The following is a 17,562-nucleotide window of genomic DNA, read 5'->3' as shown; positions in this document are numbered from 1 at the left end:
GTCGGGTCACCGCCGGCACCCGGTGCCCGGGTCCGTCGCGGGCTCGTCCCCCGGGGCTCCTCGGGGCGACGCCGGTGCGACGCCGGTGCGACGCCGGTGCGGCGCCGGTGCAACCGTCAGTCGCCCGGGCGCGCCACGTCCACCGGCTCCGGCCGGTCCTCGGGCGCGGGCAGCCCGCGCAGCCACGCCGCGAACGCCGTGTTGTTGACGGTGCCCTCGCGGCGCTGCTGCACGTACGCGAGCGCCTCGTCGCCCGGCAGGCCCAGCGCCTCCCGCACGACGAGGGACACGAGCAGGCCCGACCGGTTCCGGCCGAAGGTGCAGTGGACGAGCACCTGGTGCCCGTCGGCCATGAGCCCGGCGACGAGCGAGGCCAGCCGCAGCACGAGCCCGGCGTCCGGGAGGTCCTCGCCGTCGACGAGCGGGGACTTCACGTAGAGCAGGCCGTCGGTGGCGCCGGCGGGTGGGTGCGCGTCGGGGTCGGCCACGTCGATCACGGCCGTGATGCCCGTCGCGCGCGCCCAGTCGTAGTCGACCGGGATGCCGCCGTGCCACAGCCTCCCCGGCAGCATCTCGGTGGGCGGGTCCGCGGGCCGGACACCCGGCAGCTCGACGGCCTCGGTCGTCAGGGAGGTCACGGCACGAACCTAACCTCCCGCGCCCACCCCGGCGCGGAGAGGGCTGCCCTGCTCGGGGGCCCGGCCCTGCTCGGGGGCCGGGCCCTGCCCGTCGACCCGGTGCCGGTCGCCGGCACGGTCCTCGGCCTCGTCCCCGGCTCCGCGTCCGACCCCGTCACCGTCCGTCCGGTCGGCACCTGCGGGGACGCATCCGTCGGCCCCGCACACCGCGGCGTCGTCGTCGCCGAGGAGGACGAGCCCCACGAGCGCCGGCCGCGGCGCGCTCACCGGTCGCCGTCCGCGACGTCGGCGGCAGCGCGGTCCGCGGCGGCCCGCTGGAGCGCCCCGATGAACACCGCCGGGTCCTGGGCGCCGGAGACGCCGTACCGCCCGTCGACGACGGTGAACGGCACGCCGGAGATGCCGAGCTCCCGCGCGAGCGCCAGGTCGTCCTGCACGGCGGCCGCGTACCGGTGGTCGGCCAGCGCCGCGCGGACCTCGTCGGCGTCGAGCCCCGCCTCCGCGGCCAGCGCCACGAGGTCGCCCGTGCGCCCCACGTGCCGTCCCTCGGTGAAGTGCGCGCGGAAGAGCCGCTCGAGCACCTCGCCCTGGCGACCGCGGTCCGCGGCGAGGTGCAGGACCTCGTGCGCCGGCAGGGTCGTCGTGTGCTGCGCCCGGTCGAGGTGGTACTCGAGCCCCACCGATGCCGCGATCTGCGTGACCTGGTCCTGCATCGCCCGCACCTGCTCGAGCGGCAGGCCCTTGTGCGCCGCCAGGAAGTCGGTGGACGTGCCCGCGAAGTCGACGGGCGTGTCGGGGGCGAGCTGGAAGGAGTGGTAGGTGACGTCGATGGACGCGCCGGGCCCGGCGTCCTGCTGCCAGCGTGTCACGGCCTCCTCGAAGCGGCGCCGCCCGATCCAGCACCACGGGCACACGACGTCGGACCAGACGTCGACCCGCAGCGTGACGTCGGTGGGGGTCTGCGTCGTCGGGAGGCTCATGCCGCGTCGAACGGCTCGGCATCGCACGGCATTCCCGGCCCTGTCCCGGGTCGACGGCGTCACCGGGGGGGCGCAGGTGGGGTCGCGCGGCAGCCGTCGGCGTCGTAGCGTCGGGCCGCGGGCCGCCGGCCCGCGCGGCGGTGCGCCCGTGCTCGTCGAGCGACGGGCCGCCACCACCGCCCACGCGACGGAGGGACCGACCATGGGATTCCTGGGCAAGGCGCTCAAGAGCGGGGCCGCGCTGCAGGCCGCCCGCATCGTGCAGCGCGAGATGGCCAAGCCGCAGAACCAGCGCAAGGCCAAGGAGCTGCTGTCGAAGGTGACGGCCAAGCGCCCCCGCTGACCGCGCACCTCGCACGACCAGCACCTCGCACGACCAGCACCTCGCACGACCAGCACCTCGCAGGACGTGCACCTCGCACGGACGCCGCCGGCCGGCCACCCCCAGGGTGGCCGGCCGGTGCTCTGTCCGGGCTCTGTCCGGGCGGCCCTGCCGCGTGCGACCCTCTGGCCGTGACCCAGACGCAGACGCCGCCGGGCGGCACCGCCGGCGCACCGGACCTCGACCGGCACGTGCGCGGCGATGTCGCCGCCCCCATCACCGTCGTCGAGTACGGCGACCTCGAGTGCCCCTACTGCGCGGCGGCGGCACCGGTGCTGACGCGGCTCGTCGACGAGTCCGACGGAGCCGTGCGCCTCGTCTTCCGCCACTTCCCGCTCTTCACCAAGCACCCCTTCGCGCTGACGGCGGCGCTGGCCACCGAGGCGGCGGGCGACCGCTTCTGGGACCTGCACGACGTGCTCTTCCGGCACCAGGACCGGCTCACCGACCCGGACCTGGAGGCGTACGCCGCCGACCTCGGCATCACGGGACCCGTCACGGGCGCCGCCGTGCAGGTGCACCGGGGGGCGGTCGAGGCCGACTACCGCTCCGGAGGCGGCCACGGCGTGCGCGGCACCCCGACGCTGCTGGTCGACGGCCGGATCTACCGGGGCCGCGTCGAGCTGGCCGAGCTGCGCGCGGCGCTGGGCCTGCACCGCTGACAGCGTCGGGACTCCGTCCTCGGTGGCCTTCGGCTACCGGGTCGTCGTCGGGTCCTCCCACGGCCCGGACGGCAGGTCCGGCAGCCCGTTCCCGCCGTCGTCCACCGTGCACAGCGGCAGCCGCTCCCCGAGGTAGCGCAGGACGAGGGAGCCGAGCACCGCCGCGAGCAGCGACCCCGCCAGGACGCCGATCTTCGCCTCGTCGCGCAGCACGGGGTCGTCGAAGGCGAGGTCGGTGATGAACAGGGAGATGGTGAACCCGATGCCCGCCAGCATCGCGCCGCCGACGAGGTGCCCGTAGCGCAGCGTCCCCGACAGGTGCCCCATCCCGGTGCGCAGCGCGACCCCCGCCGCCACGGAGATGCCTATGGCGTTCCCGACGACGAGCGCGAGCACGATGCCGAGGGTCACGGGGCTCGTCGCCGCCGCGCGCAGCACCGGCCCCGTCAGCTCGACCCCGGCGTTCGCCAGCCCGAACAGGGGCACGACGACGAACGCGCTGACCGGGTGCAGGGCCGCCTGCAGCCGGTCGTTGGCGGGGATCGTCGCGCGCACGGCGGTCGTCGCCAGGCGGGCGCGCTGCGGTGAGGCGTGCTCCGCGAGCGCGCGCCCGTACAGGCGCAGCCGCTCGCGCTGCGACGGGTCGACGCGCGCGGCGGGCACCAGGACCCCGACGAGCACCCCCGCCAGCGTCGGGTGCACCCCCGAGGCGAGCACCGCGCCCCACAGCGCGAGCCCGACGAGCACGTAGGGCGGCAGCTGCCACACCCGCGCCCAGCGCATCCCCGCCAGCACGGCGACGAGCACGCCGCACGCGACGAGCGCCGGGACCGACACCTCGTCGGTGTAGAAGATCGCCATGACCGCGACGGCGCCGATGTCGTCGACGATCGCGAGCGTCAGCAGGAACAGCCGCAGCTGGTCCGGGCACCGCGGCCCGAACAGCGCGAGGACGCCGACGAGGAACGCCGTGTCCGTCGACATCGGGATGCCCCAGCCGGCCGCCGCCGGCCCCGTGGGGTTGACCAGCAGGTACAGCAGCGCGGGCAGCGCCAGCCCGCCGAGCGCCCCGAGCGCCGGCACGACGACCGCCCGCGGGTCCCGCAGCTCCCCCACGGTGACCTCGCGGCTGATCTCCAGCCCGACGGCGAGGAAGAACAGCGCCATGAGCCCGTCGTTGACCCAGTGCTGCAGGGACATCGTCAGGCCGCCGTCGCCCACGACGACGCCCGCCTCGGTGTGCCAGAAGGCGTCGTAGCTGCCGCCGGGCAGGTTGGCCCAGACCAGCGCGAGCACGGTGGCGGCGAGCAGGAGCGAGGCGCTCCCCGACTCCGTGGCGAGGAACCGTCGCAGCGGCTGGGCGACGTACGGCACGGGGACGGTCACCCGCGCCTGCGGGCCCGGCCGCGCCGGGAGGGCGGTGGTGGGCTGGGCGGTCAGGGTCGCCTCCCTCGTCGGGCCCGCGGGCGGGCGATGCTGGGAACGGCGCCGGACGACGCCGCGGCCCCAGGATGCCGGAGCACCGCCCGCTACGGGACCCGTCCGCGCCAAGGCTGTGGAGGACCGGCGCATTCCCACCCCTCCACGCCCACCCCTCCGCGCCCGGCCCGAGGCACCTGCCCCGAGGCAACTGCCCCGACGCGACTGCCGGAGGCGACTGCGGACGCGACGGCGGACGCGACGAGGGCCGGCACCCCGAGCGGGTACCGGCCCTCGTCGTGCCCCGGGGGGGGCGGTGGCGTTCCTCGGGCGCGCGGCGTCAGGCCTGCGGCGCCAGCACGAACCCGGCGCCACCGGCGGCCGGGTCGGTGTCGAGCTGCAGGTCGGCCAGCGTCTCCGACGAGACGGGCGACAGGAAGACGGTGGCCTCCGCGTCGCCGACGACGTCGTCGCCGGGAACGGCCTCCGGGACGAGCGCGAGCTCGAAGGCGCCGGTGCCGGCGTCGGACTCCGCGATCCGCAGGCCGCCGGAGGACGGCAGCCCCGCGCTCTGCGTGAGGTCGCGGACGGCGGTGCGGGCGTTGTCGGTCAGGGTGAGCACGGGCGTGCTCCTCTCGGTGTCGAGGTGCGGGTCCGACGCGCGCTGACGTGCCGCCGGATCCCCTCGGGCCCCTCCACCGTGCGGGGCGGTCGCGCGGCGCCGCAACCTCCCGGGCGGGTCCTCCCACGCAGCGGGACCGGGCACATCCGCTGGGCGGACCGGCCGACGAGGATGCCGCCGATCGCCCACACTCCGCATCCGGCAGCCTCCGCACGGGCCAGGTCGCCGGCTACGCAAGGGGCGGTAGCGCGGGCGTGGGCCCATCCGCGCGCCGATAGGCTGCGGGACCGTGAGCACCGTCGCGCATCCCGACCGCCCCGTCCGCTGGGCCGAGGCATGGTCGGACGAGGAGGGCGCCGCGCGCGCGGCCGAGCTCTTCCGCCGCACCTACGGCCGCGAGCCCGAGGGCGTGTGGGCCGCGCCGGGGCGGGTCAACCTCATCGGTGAGCACACGGACTACAACGGCGGGCTCTGCCTGCCGATCGCCCTGCCGCACCGGACGTTCGTCGCGCTCGCGCGGCGGGACGACGGCGGTGCCGGGCTCGTGTCGGACCTCGCGCCCGAGCGCCCCTGGCGCGGGCGCGTGGCGGACGTGGCGCCCGGGACGGTGGAGGGCTGGGTGACGTACGCCGCCGGGGTGGCGTGGGCGCTGGCGGAGGACGGCCTCGCCGTCGGCGGGTTCGACGCGGCCGTCGCCTCCTGCGTGCCGCTGGGCGCCGGGCTGTCGTCGTCCGCGGCCCTCGAGTGCTCCGTCGCGGTGGCGCTGGACGAGGCGTACGGGCTCGGGCAGGGCGGCGACGACGCCGGCCGCAGCCGCCTCGTCACCGCGTGCATCCGCACCGAGAACGAGGTGGCCGGAGCCGCCACCGGCGGCATGGACCAGGCCGCCAGCCTGCGCAGCCAGCAGGGCCACGCGCTCCTGCTCGACACGCGCGACGACTCCGTGACGCAGGTGCCGTTCGACCTGGCCGGTGCCGGGCTGGAGCTGCTCGTCATCGACACGAAGGCCCCGCACAGCCTCAACGACGGGCAGTACGCCGCCCGCCGGGCGACCTGCGAGGCGGCGGCCCGCGTCCTCGGCGTCGGCACGCTCCGGGAGGTGACGGACCTGCCTGCGGCGCTCGCCGCCCTGGGCGACGAGGAGCAGCGCAGGCGCGTGCGGCACGTCGTGACGGAGATCGCGCGCGTCGAGGACTTCGCCGCGGAGGTCCGCGCGGGCCAGGTGCGCCAGGTGGGCCACCTCATGGACGCCTCCCACGAGTCGCTGCGCGTGGACTACGAGGTCACGTGCCCCGAGCTCGACGTCGCCGTCGCGGCCGCCCGGGCGGCCGGCGCCCTCGGTGCGCGCATGACGGGCGGCGGGTTCGGCGGGTCGGCGATCGCACTGGTGGAGGCCGGCTCGTCGCCGGCCGTGGCGGAGGCCGTCGCCGCGGCGTTCGCCGAGCAGCGGTTCGCCGCGCCGGAGTTCCTCGTCGCCGTCGCATCCGGTCCCGCACGCCGCGTGTCCTGACGCCTCACCCGCGTCGGTGCTCCCCCCTACGATCGGCGCCATGAGCGACGAGGGACTGAGGCAGGCGCAGGAGAAGATGACGGCGGCGGGGGTCGCGCCCACCGCGATCGACGTCTTCACCCACTACTACCGCGAGCTCGAGGCCGGGGCGACGGGCCTCATCCGCGAGGACACCATCGAGCCGCTGCTCGACCCCCCGCAGCTCGCCGACCTCGACGTCCCGGCGGACGCCGCCCGCGAGGCCCTGTCCCGCACGGCCGTCATCAAGCTCAACGGCGGCCTGGGCACCTCGATGGGCATGGACCGCGCCAAGTCGCTGCTGGGCGTCCGCGACGGCCGGTCCTTCCTCGACCTCATCGTCGAGCAGGTGCAGCAGGCCCGCGCCGCGCACGGCGTCCGCCTGCCGCTGGTGCTCATGAACTCGTTCCGGACGCGCGAGGACACCCTCGCCGCGCTGGCCCGGCACGAGGGCCTCGAGGTGGACGGGCTGCCGCTGGACTTCCTGCAGAACCAGGAGCCCAAGCTCCGCGTCGACGACCTCACGCCCGTCTCCTGGCCGGCCGACCCCACGCTCGAGTGGTGCCCTCCCGGCCACGGCGACCTGTACACGGCGCTCCTCGCGTCCGGCGTGCTGCCGCAGCTCCTCGACGCGGGCTTCCGCTACGCGTCGGTGTCCAACTCCGACAACCTCGGCGCCGCACCGGACCCGCGCATCGCCGGGTGGTTCGCCGCCTCGGGCGCGCCCTACGCCGCGGAGGTGTGCCGTCGGACGGCGGCGGACCGCAAGGGCGGCCACCTCGCCGTGCGCAAGACCGACGGCCGCCTCATCCTGCGGGACACGGCGCAGACCGCCGACGAGGAGATGGACTTCTTCACCGACGAGCACCGCCACCCGTACTTCCACACGAACAACCTCTGGTTCGACCTCGAGCAGATCGCGGCGGCCCTCGGGGAGCGGGGCGCCGTGCTCGGCCTGCCGCTCATCCGGAACACGAAGACGGTCGACCCGACGGACGCCTCGTCGCCGGCGGTGTTCCAGATCGAGACGGCGATGGGGGCCGCCATCGAGGTGTTCGAGGGTGCGACGGCGATCGCGGTCGGCCGCGAGCGCTTCCTGCCGGTGAAGACGACGAACGACCTGCTCCTCGTCCGCTCCGACGCGTACGACCTCGGCGAGGACCGGACCCTGCGGCTCGCCGTGGAGAAGGCGCCGCTCGTCGACCTGGACAGCAAGGTCTACAAGACGGTCGGGGCGTTCGAGGCGCGTTTCCCGGCGGGGGCGCCGTCGCTGCGGGAGGCGTCGTCGTTCACGGTGCGGGGCGACTGGACCTTCGAGGACGGCGTCGTCGCGCGCGGGGCGGCGTCGGTCCCGGCCGAGGGTGCGCCGGGGACCGTCGCCGCGGGGACGGTCGTCGGGGGCTGAGGCAGCTCCCCACCGCCGTGTCGTGATCCTGCTGGCCCCCGCGCGGGCGGGCGGGGGAGGATCGCGGGGTGCAGATGGACGACGCAGCGCGGCGGGAGGCCGTCCGGAGCCGCGACCCGCGGTTCGACGGGCGGTTCGTGCACGCCGTGACGTCGACGGGCATCTACTGCCGGCCGTCGTGCCCGGCGCGCACCCCGCGTCCGGAGCACTCGCGGTTCCTGCCGACCGCGGCCGCCGCCCAGGCGGCGGGCTTCCGGGCGTGCAGGCGCTGCCGGCCGGACGCGGCGCCCGGGTCGCCGGAGTGGGACGTGCGCACGGACACGGCGGCTCGGGCGGTGCGGCTCGTCGAGGACGGACTGGTCGACCGGGCCGGCGTGCCGGCGCTGGCCGCGGCCGTGGGCTACAGCGTTCGGCAGCTCGAGCGGCTGCTGCTGGCCGAGCTGGGCGCCGGGCCGCACGCGCTCGCCCGGGCACGGCGGGCGCGGACCGCGCGGGCCCTCGTCGAGGGGACGGACCTGCCGCTGACGGAGGTCGCCTTCGCCGCCGGGTTCGCGTCGGTGCGCAGCTTCAACGACGTCGTCGCGCGCACCTACGGGGCGACCCCGTCCGCCCTGCGCGCGGCGGCCCGCGTCGGCGGGTCGGCCGTGGGGCCTGCGAGCGGCAGCGGGGTCGGCAGCGGGGTCGGCAGCGGGGTCGGAGGGCTCGCGGACGGCGGCACGACGACCCTGTCGCTGCGGCTGCCGTTCCGCGCCCCGCTCGAGCCGTCGAACCTGCTCGGCCACCTCGTCGCCACCGGTGTGCCCGGGGTGGAGGAGTGGCGTGACGGCGCCTACCGCTCGACCGTCCGTCTGCCGCACGCGTGGGGCGTCGTGGCCGTGCGCCGGCCGGTCGACGGTGCCTTCCCGGTGACCGTCCGGCTCGCGGACCTGCGGGACCTGGCGGCCGTCGTCGCCCGGACGCGTCGCCTGCTGGACCTCGACGCGGACCCGGAGGCCGTCGACGCGGCGCTCTCCCGCGACCCGGCGCTCGCACCGCTCGTCGCCGCCGTGCCGGGCCGCCGGGTGCCGCACCACCTCGACCCCGAGCAGATGGCGCTGCGGGCGGTCCTGGGGCAGCAGGTCTCGACCGCCGCCGCGCGCACCCACGCGGCCCGGCTCGTCGCCGCGCTCGGCACCCCCGTGCCGGACCCCGACGGCGGGCTGACCCACCTCTTCCCCACCGCCGAGCAGGTCCTCGCGGCGCCCGCCGAGGTGCTCGACGACGCCCTCCGCGTCCCCGCGAGCCGACGACGGACCGTGCTGGCCCTCGCGGGCGCGCTCGCCGAGGGCGCGGTCGTGCTGGACGCCGGCGCCGACGCGCACGCGGCCGAGGCGTCGCTCGCGGCGCTGCCCGGCATCGGCCCGTGGACGATCGGCACGATCGCCATGCGGGCCCTCGGCGACCCCGACGCGTTCCTCGTCGGCGACCTCGGCGTCCGCGCGGCCGGGCGGTCGATGGGCGTCCCGGACACGCCGCGCGCGCTCGAGATCTGGTCGCGGGCCTGGTCGCCGTGGCGGTCCTACGCCGTGCAGCACCTGTGGGCGCTGGCGCCCCACGCCGTCAACGCCCTGCCGGGGGACGCCGCACCGCGCCCTGGGACGCCCGGCCGGCACGCGCTCACGGCCGAGCCCCCGTGCAGGCGGCCGACGTCCCGCCCGTCCCCGCGGCCCACCACGACACCGAGCACGGCACCGAGCACGGCACCGAGCACGGCACCGAGCACGGCACCGAGCACGGCACCGAGCACGGCACCGAGCACGGCACCCACCGCAGCGCCGACCACCGAACCGACCACGCCACCGAACGCGCCGCCGATCGCGGCACCGACTACGCACCGACCACGGCACCGATCGCGGCACCGCACGTGGCACCGATCGCGGCCCCACCCTTGCCACCGACCGCAGCACCGCTCACGAAGGAGGACCCCGCGGCATGAGCCACCTCGTCGTCGACTCCCCGCTCGGACCGATCACGCTCGTCTCCGGCGACGAGGGTCCGGCCGCCGATCACCTCACCGGCGTGTACATGGGCGACCACCGGCACGCCCCGGACGCCTCCTGGTTCGGCCCTCTCGTCACGGCCGACGACGAGGACGCGCCGGCGGTGCTCGTCGCCGCCGCGGAGCAGCTGGCCGCGTTCTTCGCCGGGACGCGCCGCACGTTCGACCTGCCCACCGCCGCCACGGGCACGCCCTTCCAGGAGGCGGTGTGGGCGGCGCTGACGCGCATCCCCTACGGCGAGACGTGGTCCTACACGCGCCTGGCGGCGGAGATCGGGCGGCCGACCGCGATGCGCGCCGTCGGGCTCGCCAACGGCCGCAACCCCTTGAGCATCGTCGTGCCGTGCCACCGGGTGGTCGGTGCCGACGGCGCACCGCGCGGGTACGCCGGCGGTGCCGAGCGCAAGCTCGTGCTGCTGGCCCACGAGCGCGGCGTCCTCGCAGCGGTGCCGGAGCCCGCTGCGGGCTGACGACCGGGCCCGGAGGCCCCGGCAGCGCGACCGCACGGCAGGGCAGCCCGCCGCGTGGCCGTGCGCGCGTGCCGTGCGCGCGTGCCGTGCGGCCTGCCCGGGCGTCCGCGTCAGGCTGTGGAGACCGGGCCGGTCGTGGGCGCATCCGTCCCGGCTCCCGCGACGTCCGTGCCCGGCCTCTCGACCGCTGCGGCGAGGAGCAGCATGGTCACCAGGGCACCCGCGACGAGGTTCAGCCACAGGAACGTCCGCCAGCCGTGGTTGGCACGCTCGCAGTCGTCGTCGCGGACGGACCAGAACCGGGCGGTGCTGGCCGCGTAGAGGAGCGGCAGCCCGGCGGCCAGGACCCCCGGCCAGGGCAGCACCAGCAGGACGGCGGCCGAGGCGACGTACGCGAGCGTCGCTCCGACGACCGTCGGGTGCGCGCCCAGCACGGTCGCCACCGAGGCGATCCCGCCCTCCCGGTCGGCCCGGACGTCCTGCACGGCCCCGAAGGCGTGCGACGCCATGCCCCACAGGACGAAGGCGACGAGCGCGGGCCAGGTCGTGCGCGCCGTCAGGTCGGCCCCTACCAGCACCAGCGCGTACAGCAGCGGCCCGACGAAGTGCATCGCCGACGTCAGCGAGTCCAGGACCGGCCGCTCCTTGAAGCGGAGGACCGGCGCCGAGTAGGCGACGACGAGGAAGAGGACAAGCGCGAGCGTCGCACCGGCGGCCGCCGATCCGACGGCGAGCAGGTAGGCGACGAAGGGCAGCACCGCGGCGGCGCAGGACCACAGGATCCGCCGGTGCACCGCTGCGGCGCGTGCCGGGTCGACGAGGCCGCCCTCGATCCCGCCCTTGCGCGGGTTCGCAAGGTCGCTGGCGTAGTCGAAGACGTCGTTGATGCCGTACATGAGCAGGTTGTAGGGCACGAGGAAGAACAGCGTCCCGACGACGAAGGTCGCGTCGACGCGTCCGTCGGTCGCCAGCAGGTACCCGGCCGCGAACGGGTAGGCCGTGTTCACCCACGAGAACGGCCGCGAGGCGACCAGCACCTCCCGCACGAGCGCCCTCGTGCCGTCCTTCGTCGCCCGGGCCGTCACGCCGGCGCTCACCGCTGCCCCGTCGCCCGGGCCGTCACGCCGGCGCTCACCGCTGCCCCGTCGCCCGGGCCGTCACGCCGGCGCTCACCGCTGCCCCGTCGCGCGGGCCGTCACGCCGGCGCTCACCGCTGCCCCGTCGCTGAGCTCACCGCGGCCCCACGAGGACAGCCTCCGGCGGCGACCCGGCTCGTCGGGACTGATGGCAGCGCGTCGCGCGGTCACCGGGCGCTCATCCCGCACGCAGCACGCGGACGACCGGCACCACGCACCGCACCGCCCTCAAGACGCCACCGTCAGCCGCTGCCACAGGCCCCGGGGCAGCGAGGCCGCGAGGTAGCCCGGCCGCAGCGGCGCGGGCAGCGGCGCGGCCGAGGTCTCGCCCAGCAGCCGCTTGACGACCAGCTCGGCGCTGATGAGGCACATCGGCAGCCCGACCCCCGGGACGGTCCCGCCACCGACGTGCAGCAGGCCGTCGACGTGCCGGGAGGCGTTGCCGGGACGGAAGAGCGCGCTCTGCCGCAGGGTGTGCTCCATGCCGAGGGCGGTCCCGCGCCACGCGTGCAGGTCGCGGGCGAAGTCGGCGGGCGTGACGACCCGCCGCGTCACCACGCGCTGCCGCAGGTCGCTGATCCCGGCCCAGGCCGCCACCTGGTCCAGCGCCCGGTCCGCGGCCGCCTCCATCCGCTCCCGCGACGCCGGATCGGCGCCCAGGGACGGGTCGGCCGGGAACGGCACGAGGACGAAGAGGTTCTCGTGGCCGGGCGGAGCGGCGGACGGGTCGGTGGCGGTGGTGCGGGAGACGTAGAGCGAGGCGGTCTCGGGCACGTGCAGGGTCGCCGGATCGGAGACGGCGTCGTCACCGAGGATCGCGGCGAAGTTGGCGGGCCAGTCGGCGGTGAAGAACAGGGAGTGGTGGGGCAGCTGCGGCAGCTCGCCACGGACGCCGACCATGACGAGCAGCGCGGAGATGCCGGGGCCATGCTGGTCCCAGGCCGCGGGCGGCAGGTCGGCGTGGCGCTCCTCGAGGAGCTCGGTCTCCGTGTGGTGCCGGTCGGCGGCGGAGACGACGACGTCGGCCGGCAGCACGGAGCCGTCGGCGAGGCGTACGCCCCGCACCCGGCCCGTCCGGCGGGGGCGGCGCAGCGAGGGCAGCGCGTCGTCGACCTCGATCGTCGTCACCTCAACGCCCGTGCGGAGGTCGACGCCCTCCCGGCGGGCGAGCCGCTCGAGGGCCTCGATGAGCGTGTACATGCCGCCCTGGGCGTAGCGGACCTTGTCCGCCAGGTCGAGGTGGCTCATGAGCGAGTACAGCGCGGGCAGCCGGTACGGCGACGAGCCGAGGAAGACGCCGTGGTAGCCCAGCACCTGCCGGAGCACGGGGTGCTGGACGGTCCCGGCGATGCGGTCGGCCATCGTCTCGGTGAGCAGGCCGCCCAGCGTCCCGAGGCGGGCCAGCACGTCCCGCCCGAGCGCGCGATCGGGACGCTCGAAGGTCGTGTAGAGGAAGTGGTCGAGGGCCGTCCGGTACGCGAGCGTGGAGCCCTCGACGTAGCGGCGGACCGCCTCCCCCGCGCCCGGCTCCAGCGCCTCGAAGGTCGCCCAGTTCTTCTCCGGCTCGGCGGAGACGTCGAGCGGCTGCGACACCTCCCCCGGCAGCTCCGGCTCCGGGAACACGCGGTACGCCGGGTCGAGCTCGACGAGGTCGAGGTGGTCCTCGACGCGCTCCCCGAGCAGCGCGAACGCGTGATCGAACGCCTCGGGCATGAGGTACCAGGAGGGGCCCGTGTCGAACCGGAACCCGTCCTGCTCCAGCGTGCCGGCGCGTCCGCCCACGCGTGCCGACCGCTCGAGGAGCGTCACCCGCGCCCCGCCGCGCGCGAGCAGCGCGGCGGTCGTCAGGCCGCCGATCCCCCCGCCGACGACGACCACCCGTCCTGCGCCGCTCACCCTCGTCCCGCCTCCGTCGTGCTCGTGCTGGTCGTGCTGGTCGCGCTGCCGGTACCGCTCGCGCTGGTCGCGGTGCCGGTGCCGCTCGTGCTGGTCGCGCTGGTCGTCACGGCGCCACGCGTGCTGGTCATGTCGGCGGTGGGCGTCGGGGCCGCGGCATCGCCGCGCGGGCTGCGCGCCCTCGTCGTGGACGGCGGCGACGACGACGGCCGCCGCGACGATCCCGCCGCCGCCTGGCCGCGACCACCGCGTCGGCGGTCCTCCGCCAGGGTCGTGGCCACCGCCCGCCCCACGAGCAGCAGCTTCTGCGGGTCGGGCACGCGCACCCGCCGCCGGGCCAGCTCCGCGGGGTCGGTGCGAGCGAGCCGGACGAGCAGGCCGTCGTACAGGGCCAGCGTCGCCGCGACCGCGCAGCGCGCCCGGAGGGGCAGGCGGGGCATCGCCGCGCGCGCCCGCGCCACGTCGTCGCCGATCTCGGCCAGCACGTCGCGCACCTGCGCAGGCGTCAGCGCGCGGGGGTCCAGGCCGGGGAAGTACGCACGACCGAGGTCGCCCGAGTCGGCACCCAGGTCGCGCAGGAAGTTGATCTTCTGGAACGCCGCACCCAGCGCCCGGGCGCCGTCGACGGTGGCCGCGTCCGGCGCGGGCGGCCTGCCCGCCCCGTCGGGACGGTCCGCGGCCAGGAAGACCTTGAGGCACATGACACCGACGACCTCGGCGGAGCCGTAGACGTACTGCTCGTAGCTGGACCGGTCGTGCTCGTGCACGGAGAGGTCCGCCCGCATGGACGCGAAGAACGGGTCGATCTCGCCCCGGTCGATCCCGGTGCGCCGGGCCGTGCGGGCGAACGCGTGCACGACGAGGTTCGTCGAGAAGCCCGTGCCCAGCGCGCGGCGCGTCTGCTCCTCGAGCTCGTCGAGCTCGGCCGCCGCCACCGGACCGCGGTACGTGTCGACGACCTCGTCGGCGAGCCGGACCAGGGCGTACACCGCCTCGATGTCCCGCCGGGCGCGGGCGCCCAGCAACCGCGTCCCGAGGCCGAAGGACGTCGAGTAGGCCGCCAGCACGTCGCGGCTGGCGCGCGCGGCGGTGGCGTCGTAGAGCGCGAGCCCGTCAGGCACCAGCACCACGCCCCTCCGCGGCCCGTCCGGGGACGCTGCGCCCGTCCGTCTCCGCCCCCCGCCCGACGAGGTCCTCCACCAGCCCGCCGAGGTAGCCGGCCAGGGGCGGCGGCACGGTGGTGACGGCCAGGTCGTGCGCCCGCGTGGCGAGCGTGCGCGCCAGGTCGAGGGTCGCGGCGCGGGCACCCGTCTGCTCGAGCACGGCGCGCACGGCGGCGGCCCCGGACTCGTCGAGGTCGGCGTGCCCGACGAGCGCGTCCAGCACGTCGCGCTGCTGGGGGCTCGCGGCCGCGTAGGCCGCCCGGAGGAGCTGCGTGCGCTTGCCCTCGCGGAGGTCCGACAGCACCGACTTGCCCGTCGTGGCGGGGTCGCCGAAGACGCCGAGGTCGTCGTCCACGAGCTGGAAGGCGACCCCGAGCGCCTCGCCCACCTGCCGCAGGGACGCGACGGTGGCGTCGTCCGCACCCGCCAGGACCGCACCGGCACCGAGCGGGACACCGAAGGTGTACACGGCAGTCTTCAGGTGGGCGACCGCGAGGGTGTCGACGTCGGCGGGCGCGTGCAGCGCGGAGCGCACGTCGAGCAGCTCGCCGGCGACGGTCGTGGCGATGCCGTCCGCGAGCTGCTGCACGAGCACCAGCCGCACGGCCGGGTCGACCGGCGCGGCCGCGACGAGCGCGAACGCCTGCGCGATGGCCAGGTCCCCGCCCAGCAGCCCCGAGGCGACCACCTGGTCCTCGAGGCGGCGCCCCGCGGCGCCATCGGCCACGAGCCGCGCCCGGGCCGACCCGGCGACGTTGGGCACGCCGCGACGGACCTCGTCGTGGTCGAGGAGGTCGTCGTGCACGAGCATCGCCGTGTGGAGGACCTCCTGCGCCGCGGCCACGTGCGCGACGGCGGCGACGTCCGTGCCGCCGAGCCCGAGGTACGCCGCCACCGTCAGGTGCGGGCGCAGCATCTTGCCGCCGACCTGCCGGCTCAGGTCCTGCCACAGGGCGGTGTACTCGGCGGCCGTGCCTGCGGCCTCCGTCGTCCGGCGGTGCGTGACGTCCCGCAGCACCTCCTCGACCGCGCGCATCGCCGCACCGACGTCCTGCGCGAGCGCCACGACGTCCGGGTCCTGCGGCGAGGGCGCGTGCGCGGGCCCTCGGACCGCTCCCTCGTCGGGGAAGAGCAGGTCGTGACGCGCAGGTCCACCCGCTCGCCCACGCCCGGGACGGCTCGCCTCGGAGCGCACGCTGACGTCCTCGTCGGTGCGGTGCGGCTCCATGTCCACCTCCGGGTCGGTCCACCACCCTACTGATCGCGCGACCCGTCCCTTGGCCGGAACCGGGTGCCCCTCCCGACCCTGGCGTACCCGAGGTCCGTGCGCGCGCATTCCGACCTGCTGGTGTGGACGACGGCATCAGCGCGCTCTCAGCGCTGTGCTGCTCTTCGCGACCGCGACCGCGGCCCTCGACACCACCCGCCTCGCTCGCGCCCGCCCCGGCGCCCGTCCGCGCACGCATCCCCAGCGACCACCCGCTCGGGCGCCGTCCGTATCCGCGCGGCGACGTCCGCCCCTCCGCGCGCGAAGCCGCCCGCTGGGCGGCCCGTCGCACCTAGACTCACGGCCCGTGACGTGGATGGTGACGGGCGGGGCGGGGTACATCGGGTCGCACGTGGTCGGGGCGTTCGGGCTGGTGGGCCTCCCGACGGTCGTGCTCGACGACCTGTCGAGCGGGCACCGCGGCTTCGTGCCCGACGAGGTGCCGCTCGTGGAGGGCTCGATCCTCGACACCGACCTCGTCGCGCGGACGCTGGCCGAGCACGACGTGGTCGGCGTGGTGCACCTGGCGGGGTTCAAGTACGCCGGCGTCTCCGTCGACCGACCGCTGCACACCTACGAGCAGAACGTCACCGGGACGGCGCACCTCCTCGAGGCCATGGCCGCGCAGGGGGTGCAGAACATCGTGTTCTCGTCCTCGGCGGCGACGTACGGGACGCCGGACGTCGACCTCGTGACGGAGGAGACGCCGACGGCCCCGGAGTCCCCCTACGGCGAGTCCAAGCTCATCGGGGAGTGGCTGCTCCGCGACCAGGGCCGCGCGGCCGGTCTGCGCCACACCTCGCTGCGCTACTTCAACGTCGTGGGGTCGGCGACCACCGACCTGTACGACACGAGCCCCCACAACCTCTTCCCGCTGGTGCTCGAGGCGCTGGCCGCGGGACGCACCCCGCGCATCAACGGCACGGACTACGCCACGCCGGACGGCACATGCGTGCGCGACTACATCCACGTCGCCGACCTGGCCGACGCCCACGTCGCCGCGGCCCGCACCCTCGCCGACGGCGGCACCCTGCAGCGCGTCTACAACCTCGGCTCCGGCGACGGTGTCTCGGTGCGGCAGATCATGGACGCGATGGCCCGGGTCACCGGCATCGACTTCACGCCCGACGAGGCTCCCCGACGGCCGGGCGACCCCGCCCGGATCGTCGCCTCCGGGGAGGCCGCGGCCCGGGACCTCGGCTGGACGATGCGCCACTCGCTCGACGACATGGTCCGCAGCGCCTGGGAGGCGCGCCAGGCGCACTGAGCACGAGCACGGCCAGCCGTCCGAGTCGGCGACGCGTGCCTCCGGGAGAGCCGACGGAGTCCGCGGAGTGCGCCTGCTCGAGAAGCCCCCAGGTCGGCAACCTGCGACTCCTCGAAAGCCCTCCGAGTCGGCGGCCTGCGCCTCATCGGTTGCCGTCCGAGTCGGCGGCGTGCTCCTCATGGCGAGCCGTCCGTCCCGGTCGGGCAGAGGTCGTCGCCGTCGTCGTCCATCACGTCCTGCACGCCAGCGACGTCCGCGCCGGGCAGGGGTCGGCCGTGTCGGTCGGTGAAGTGCCACCGGCTGCCGCGGCGGGTGATCTCGATCCCGAGGGCGTGCACGCGGGCGTGGTGGTGCCAGCACAGCAGGACCCCCTTGCCGGCGTCGGTGTCGCCGCCGTCGCGGGCCCAGTGCCGCACGTGGTGCACCTCGCACAGCGCGGGTGGGGCGTCGCACCCGGGGAACCGGCACCGCCCGTCACGAGCCACGACCGCCCGGCGACGCGGCCCGGTGAACGTCCGCTGGGAGCGACCCACGTCCACGACCTCCGAGCGCGGCCCGAACACGATGCGCGAGACCACGCTGTCGCACGCCAGGCGCGCCAGCACCGAGGCCGGCACGGCCCCACCCCCGACCAGCTCGGCCACCCCGAACCGCTCGACGTCCGGTAGCCCGTCGTCCTCACCGTCACG

At 76.3% G+C, this 17,562-nt stretch carries 16 protein-coding genes and 1 pseudogene; 8 read left to right on the top strand and 9 right to left on the bottom strand.

What is annotated here, in order from left to right; all coding sequences use genetic code 11:
• Window positions 1–116: 116 nt before the first annotated feature.
• A complete protein-coding gene (locus tag BM048_RS11565) occupies window positions 117–638 on the bottom strand; it encodes a protein-tyrosine phosphatase family protein (protein ID WP_090033287.1) in 522 nt (173 codons plus the stop codon).
• A gap of 263 nt (window positions 639–901) precedes the next feature.
• Window positions 902–1,618 (bottom strand): DsbA family oxidoreductase, encoded by a 717-nt coding sequence (locus tag BM048_RS11555; RefSeq protein ID WP_090033284.1) that lies wholly within the window; start codon window positions 1,616–1,618, stop codon window positions 902–904.
• Window positions 1,619–1,820: 202 nt separating this feature from the next.
• Here BM048_RS11555 and BM048_RS18235 point away from each other — a divergent pair, with 202 nt between their 5' ends.
• Entirely contained in the window at window positions 1,821–1,961 is a 141-nt protein-coding gene (locus BM048_RS18235; RefSeq protein WP_175499517.1) for a hypothetical protein, read from the top strand.
• Window positions 1,962–2,131: 170 nt separating this feature from the next.
• A complete protein-coding gene (locus BM048_RS11545; protein ID WP_090033281.1) occupies window positions 2,132–2,662 on the top strand; it encodes a DsbA family protein in 531 nt (176 codons plus the stop codon).
• A gap of 33 nt (window positions 2,663–2,695) precedes the next feature.
• On the opposite strand, the gene nhaA is transcribed toward BM048_RS11545, so the two are convergent.
• The gene (nhaA, locus tag BM048_RS11540) at window positions 2,696–4,048 is read right to left on the bottom strand and encodes a Na+/H+ antiporter NhaA (protein ID WP_239078822.1); all 1,353 of its coding nucleotides are present in this window, start codon (window positions 4,046–4,048) and stop codon (window positions 2,696–2,698) included.
• Window positions 4,049–4,421: 373 nt separating this feature from the next.
• Window positions 4,422–4,703 carry an adhesin gene (locus BM048_RS11535; protein ID WP_090033278.1) on the bottom strand — a complete coding sequence of 94 codons (282 nt, stop codon included), beginning with the start codon at window positions 4,701–4,703 and terminating at the stop codon, window positions 4,422–4,424.
• A 289-nt stretch (window positions 4,704–4,992) separates the two neighbouring features.
• Here BM048_RS11535 and galK point away from each other — a divergent pair, with 289 nt between their 5' ends.
• From galK to BM048_RS11515, 5 genes and pseudogenes are all read left to right on the top strand, one after another.
• A complete protein-coding gene (gene galK, locus BM048_RS11530) occupies window positions 4,993–6,213 on the top strand; it encodes a galactokinase (protein ID WP_090033277.1) in 1,221 nt (406 codons plus the stop codon).
• Between the two features lie 40 nt (window positions 6,214–6,253).
• Window positions 6,254–7,636, top strand: a complete 1,383-nt coding sequence (locus BM048_RS11525) for a UTP--glucose-1-phosphate uridylyltransferase (protein WP_090033276.1) — start codon at window positions 6,254–6,256, stop codon at window positions 7,634–7,636.
• Window positions 7,637–7,710: 74 nt separating this feature from the next.
• Window positions 7,711–9,177 (top strand): annotated as a pseudogene (locus BM048_RS11520) (AlkA N-terminal domain-containing protein); the annotation flags it as partial.
• A gap of 131 nt (window positions 9,178–9,308) precedes the next feature.
• Window positions 9,309–9,611: a hypothetical protein gene (locus tag BM048_RS17890; RefSeq protein WP_139224433.1), complete on the top strand. Its 303-nt coding sequence runs from the start codon at window positions 9,309–9,311 to the stop codon at window positions 9,609–9,611.
• Window positions 9,608–10,144 carry a methylated-DNA--[protein]-cysteine S-methyltransferase gene (locus BM048_RS11515; RefSeq protein ID WP_090033274.1) on the top strand — a complete coding sequence of 179 codons (537 nt, stop codon included), beginning with the start codon at window positions 9,608–9,610 and terminating at the stop codon, window positions 10,142–10,144. The genes BM048_RS17890 and BM048_RS11515 overlap by 4 nt, the downstream gene beginning before the upstream one ends.
• Before the next feature lie 110 nt (window positions 10,145–10,254).
• Here the strand turns inward: BM048_RS11515 and BM048_RS11510 are convergent, their stop codons facing one another.
• The 4 genes from BM048_RS11510 to BM048_RS11495 all read right to left on the bottom strand — a co-directional run bounded on the left by BM048_RS11510 (window position 10,255) and on the right by BM048_RS11495 (window position 15,567).
• Window positions 10,255–11,190: a prenyltransferase gene (locus tag BM048_RS11510; protein WP_090033416.1), complete on the bottom strand. Its 936-nt coding sequence runs from the start codon at window positions 11,188–11,190 to the stop codon at window positions 10,255–10,257.
• Between the two features lie 318 nt (window positions 11,191–11,508).
• Window positions 11,509–13,176 (bottom strand): phytoene desaturase family protein, encoded by a 1,668-nt coding sequence (gene crtI / locus BM048_RS11505; RefSeq protein WP_090033272.1) that lies wholly within the window; start codon window positions 13,174–13,176, stop codon window positions 11,509–11,511.
• Window positions 13,173–14,303: a phytoene/squalene synthase family protein gene (locus tag BM048_RS11500; protein ID WP_239079075.1), complete on the bottom strand. Its 1,131-nt coding sequence runs from the start codon at window positions 14,301–14,303 to the stop codon at window positions 13,173–13,175. The genes crtI and BM048_RS11500 overlap by 4 nt, the downstream gene beginning before the upstream one ends.
• Entirely contained in the window at window positions 14,290–15,567 is a 1,278-nt protein-coding gene (locus BM048_RS11495) for a polyprenyl synthetase family protein (RefSeq protein ID WP_139224432.1), read from the bottom strand. The genes BM048_RS11500 and BM048_RS11495 overlap by 14 nt, the downstream gene beginning before the upstream one ends.
• A 346-nt stretch (window positions 15,568–15,913) precedes the next feature.
• Between BM048_RS11495 and galE the strand changes: the two genes are divergently transcribed.
• Entirely contained in the window at window positions 15,914–16,873 is a 960-nt protein-coding gene (galE, locus tag BM048_RS11490; protein WP_090033268.1) for a UDP-glucose 4-epimerase GalE, read from the top strand.
• 176 nt (window positions 16,874–17,049) lie between these two features.
• Here the strand turns inward: galE and BM048_RS11485 are convergent.
• Window positions 17,050–17,562: HNH endonuclease signature motif containing protein (locus BM048_RS11485; protein ID WP_139224431.1), on the bottom strand; the 513-nt coding region annotated here is incomplete at its 5' end.

Source organism: Cellulomonas marina, assembly GCF_900111925.1.
Lineage (GTDB): Bacteria > Actinomycetota > Actinomycetes > Actinomycetales > Cellulomonadaceae > Cellulomonas > Cellulomonas marina.
This window is presented reverse-complemented; position numbering and strand designations above follow the sequence as displayed.

Excerpts from the sequence above, each read along its gene's own strand:
- BM048_RS18235 (WP_175499517.1), top strand. The coding sequence starts at position 1,821 with ATGGGATTCCTGGGCAAGGCGCTCAAGAGCGGGGCCGCGCTGCAGGCC.
- BM048_RS11495 (WP_139224432.1), bottom strand. The coding sequence starts at position 15,567 with ATGGAGCCGCACCGCACCGACGAGGACGTCAGCGTGCGCTCCGAGGCG.
- BM048_RS11555 (WP_090033284.1), bottom strand. The coding sequence starts at position 1,618 with ATGAGCCTCCCGACGACGCAGACCCCCACCGACGTCACGCTGCGGGTC.
- BM048_RS11525 (WP_090033276.1), top strand. The coding sequence starts at position 6,254 with ATGAGCGACGAGGGACTGAGGCAGGCGCAGGAGAAGATGACGGCGGCG.
- BM048_RS11515 (WP_090033274.1), top strand. The coding sequence starts at position 9,608 with ATGAGCCACCTCGTCGTCGACTCCCCGCTCGGACCGATCACGCTCGTC.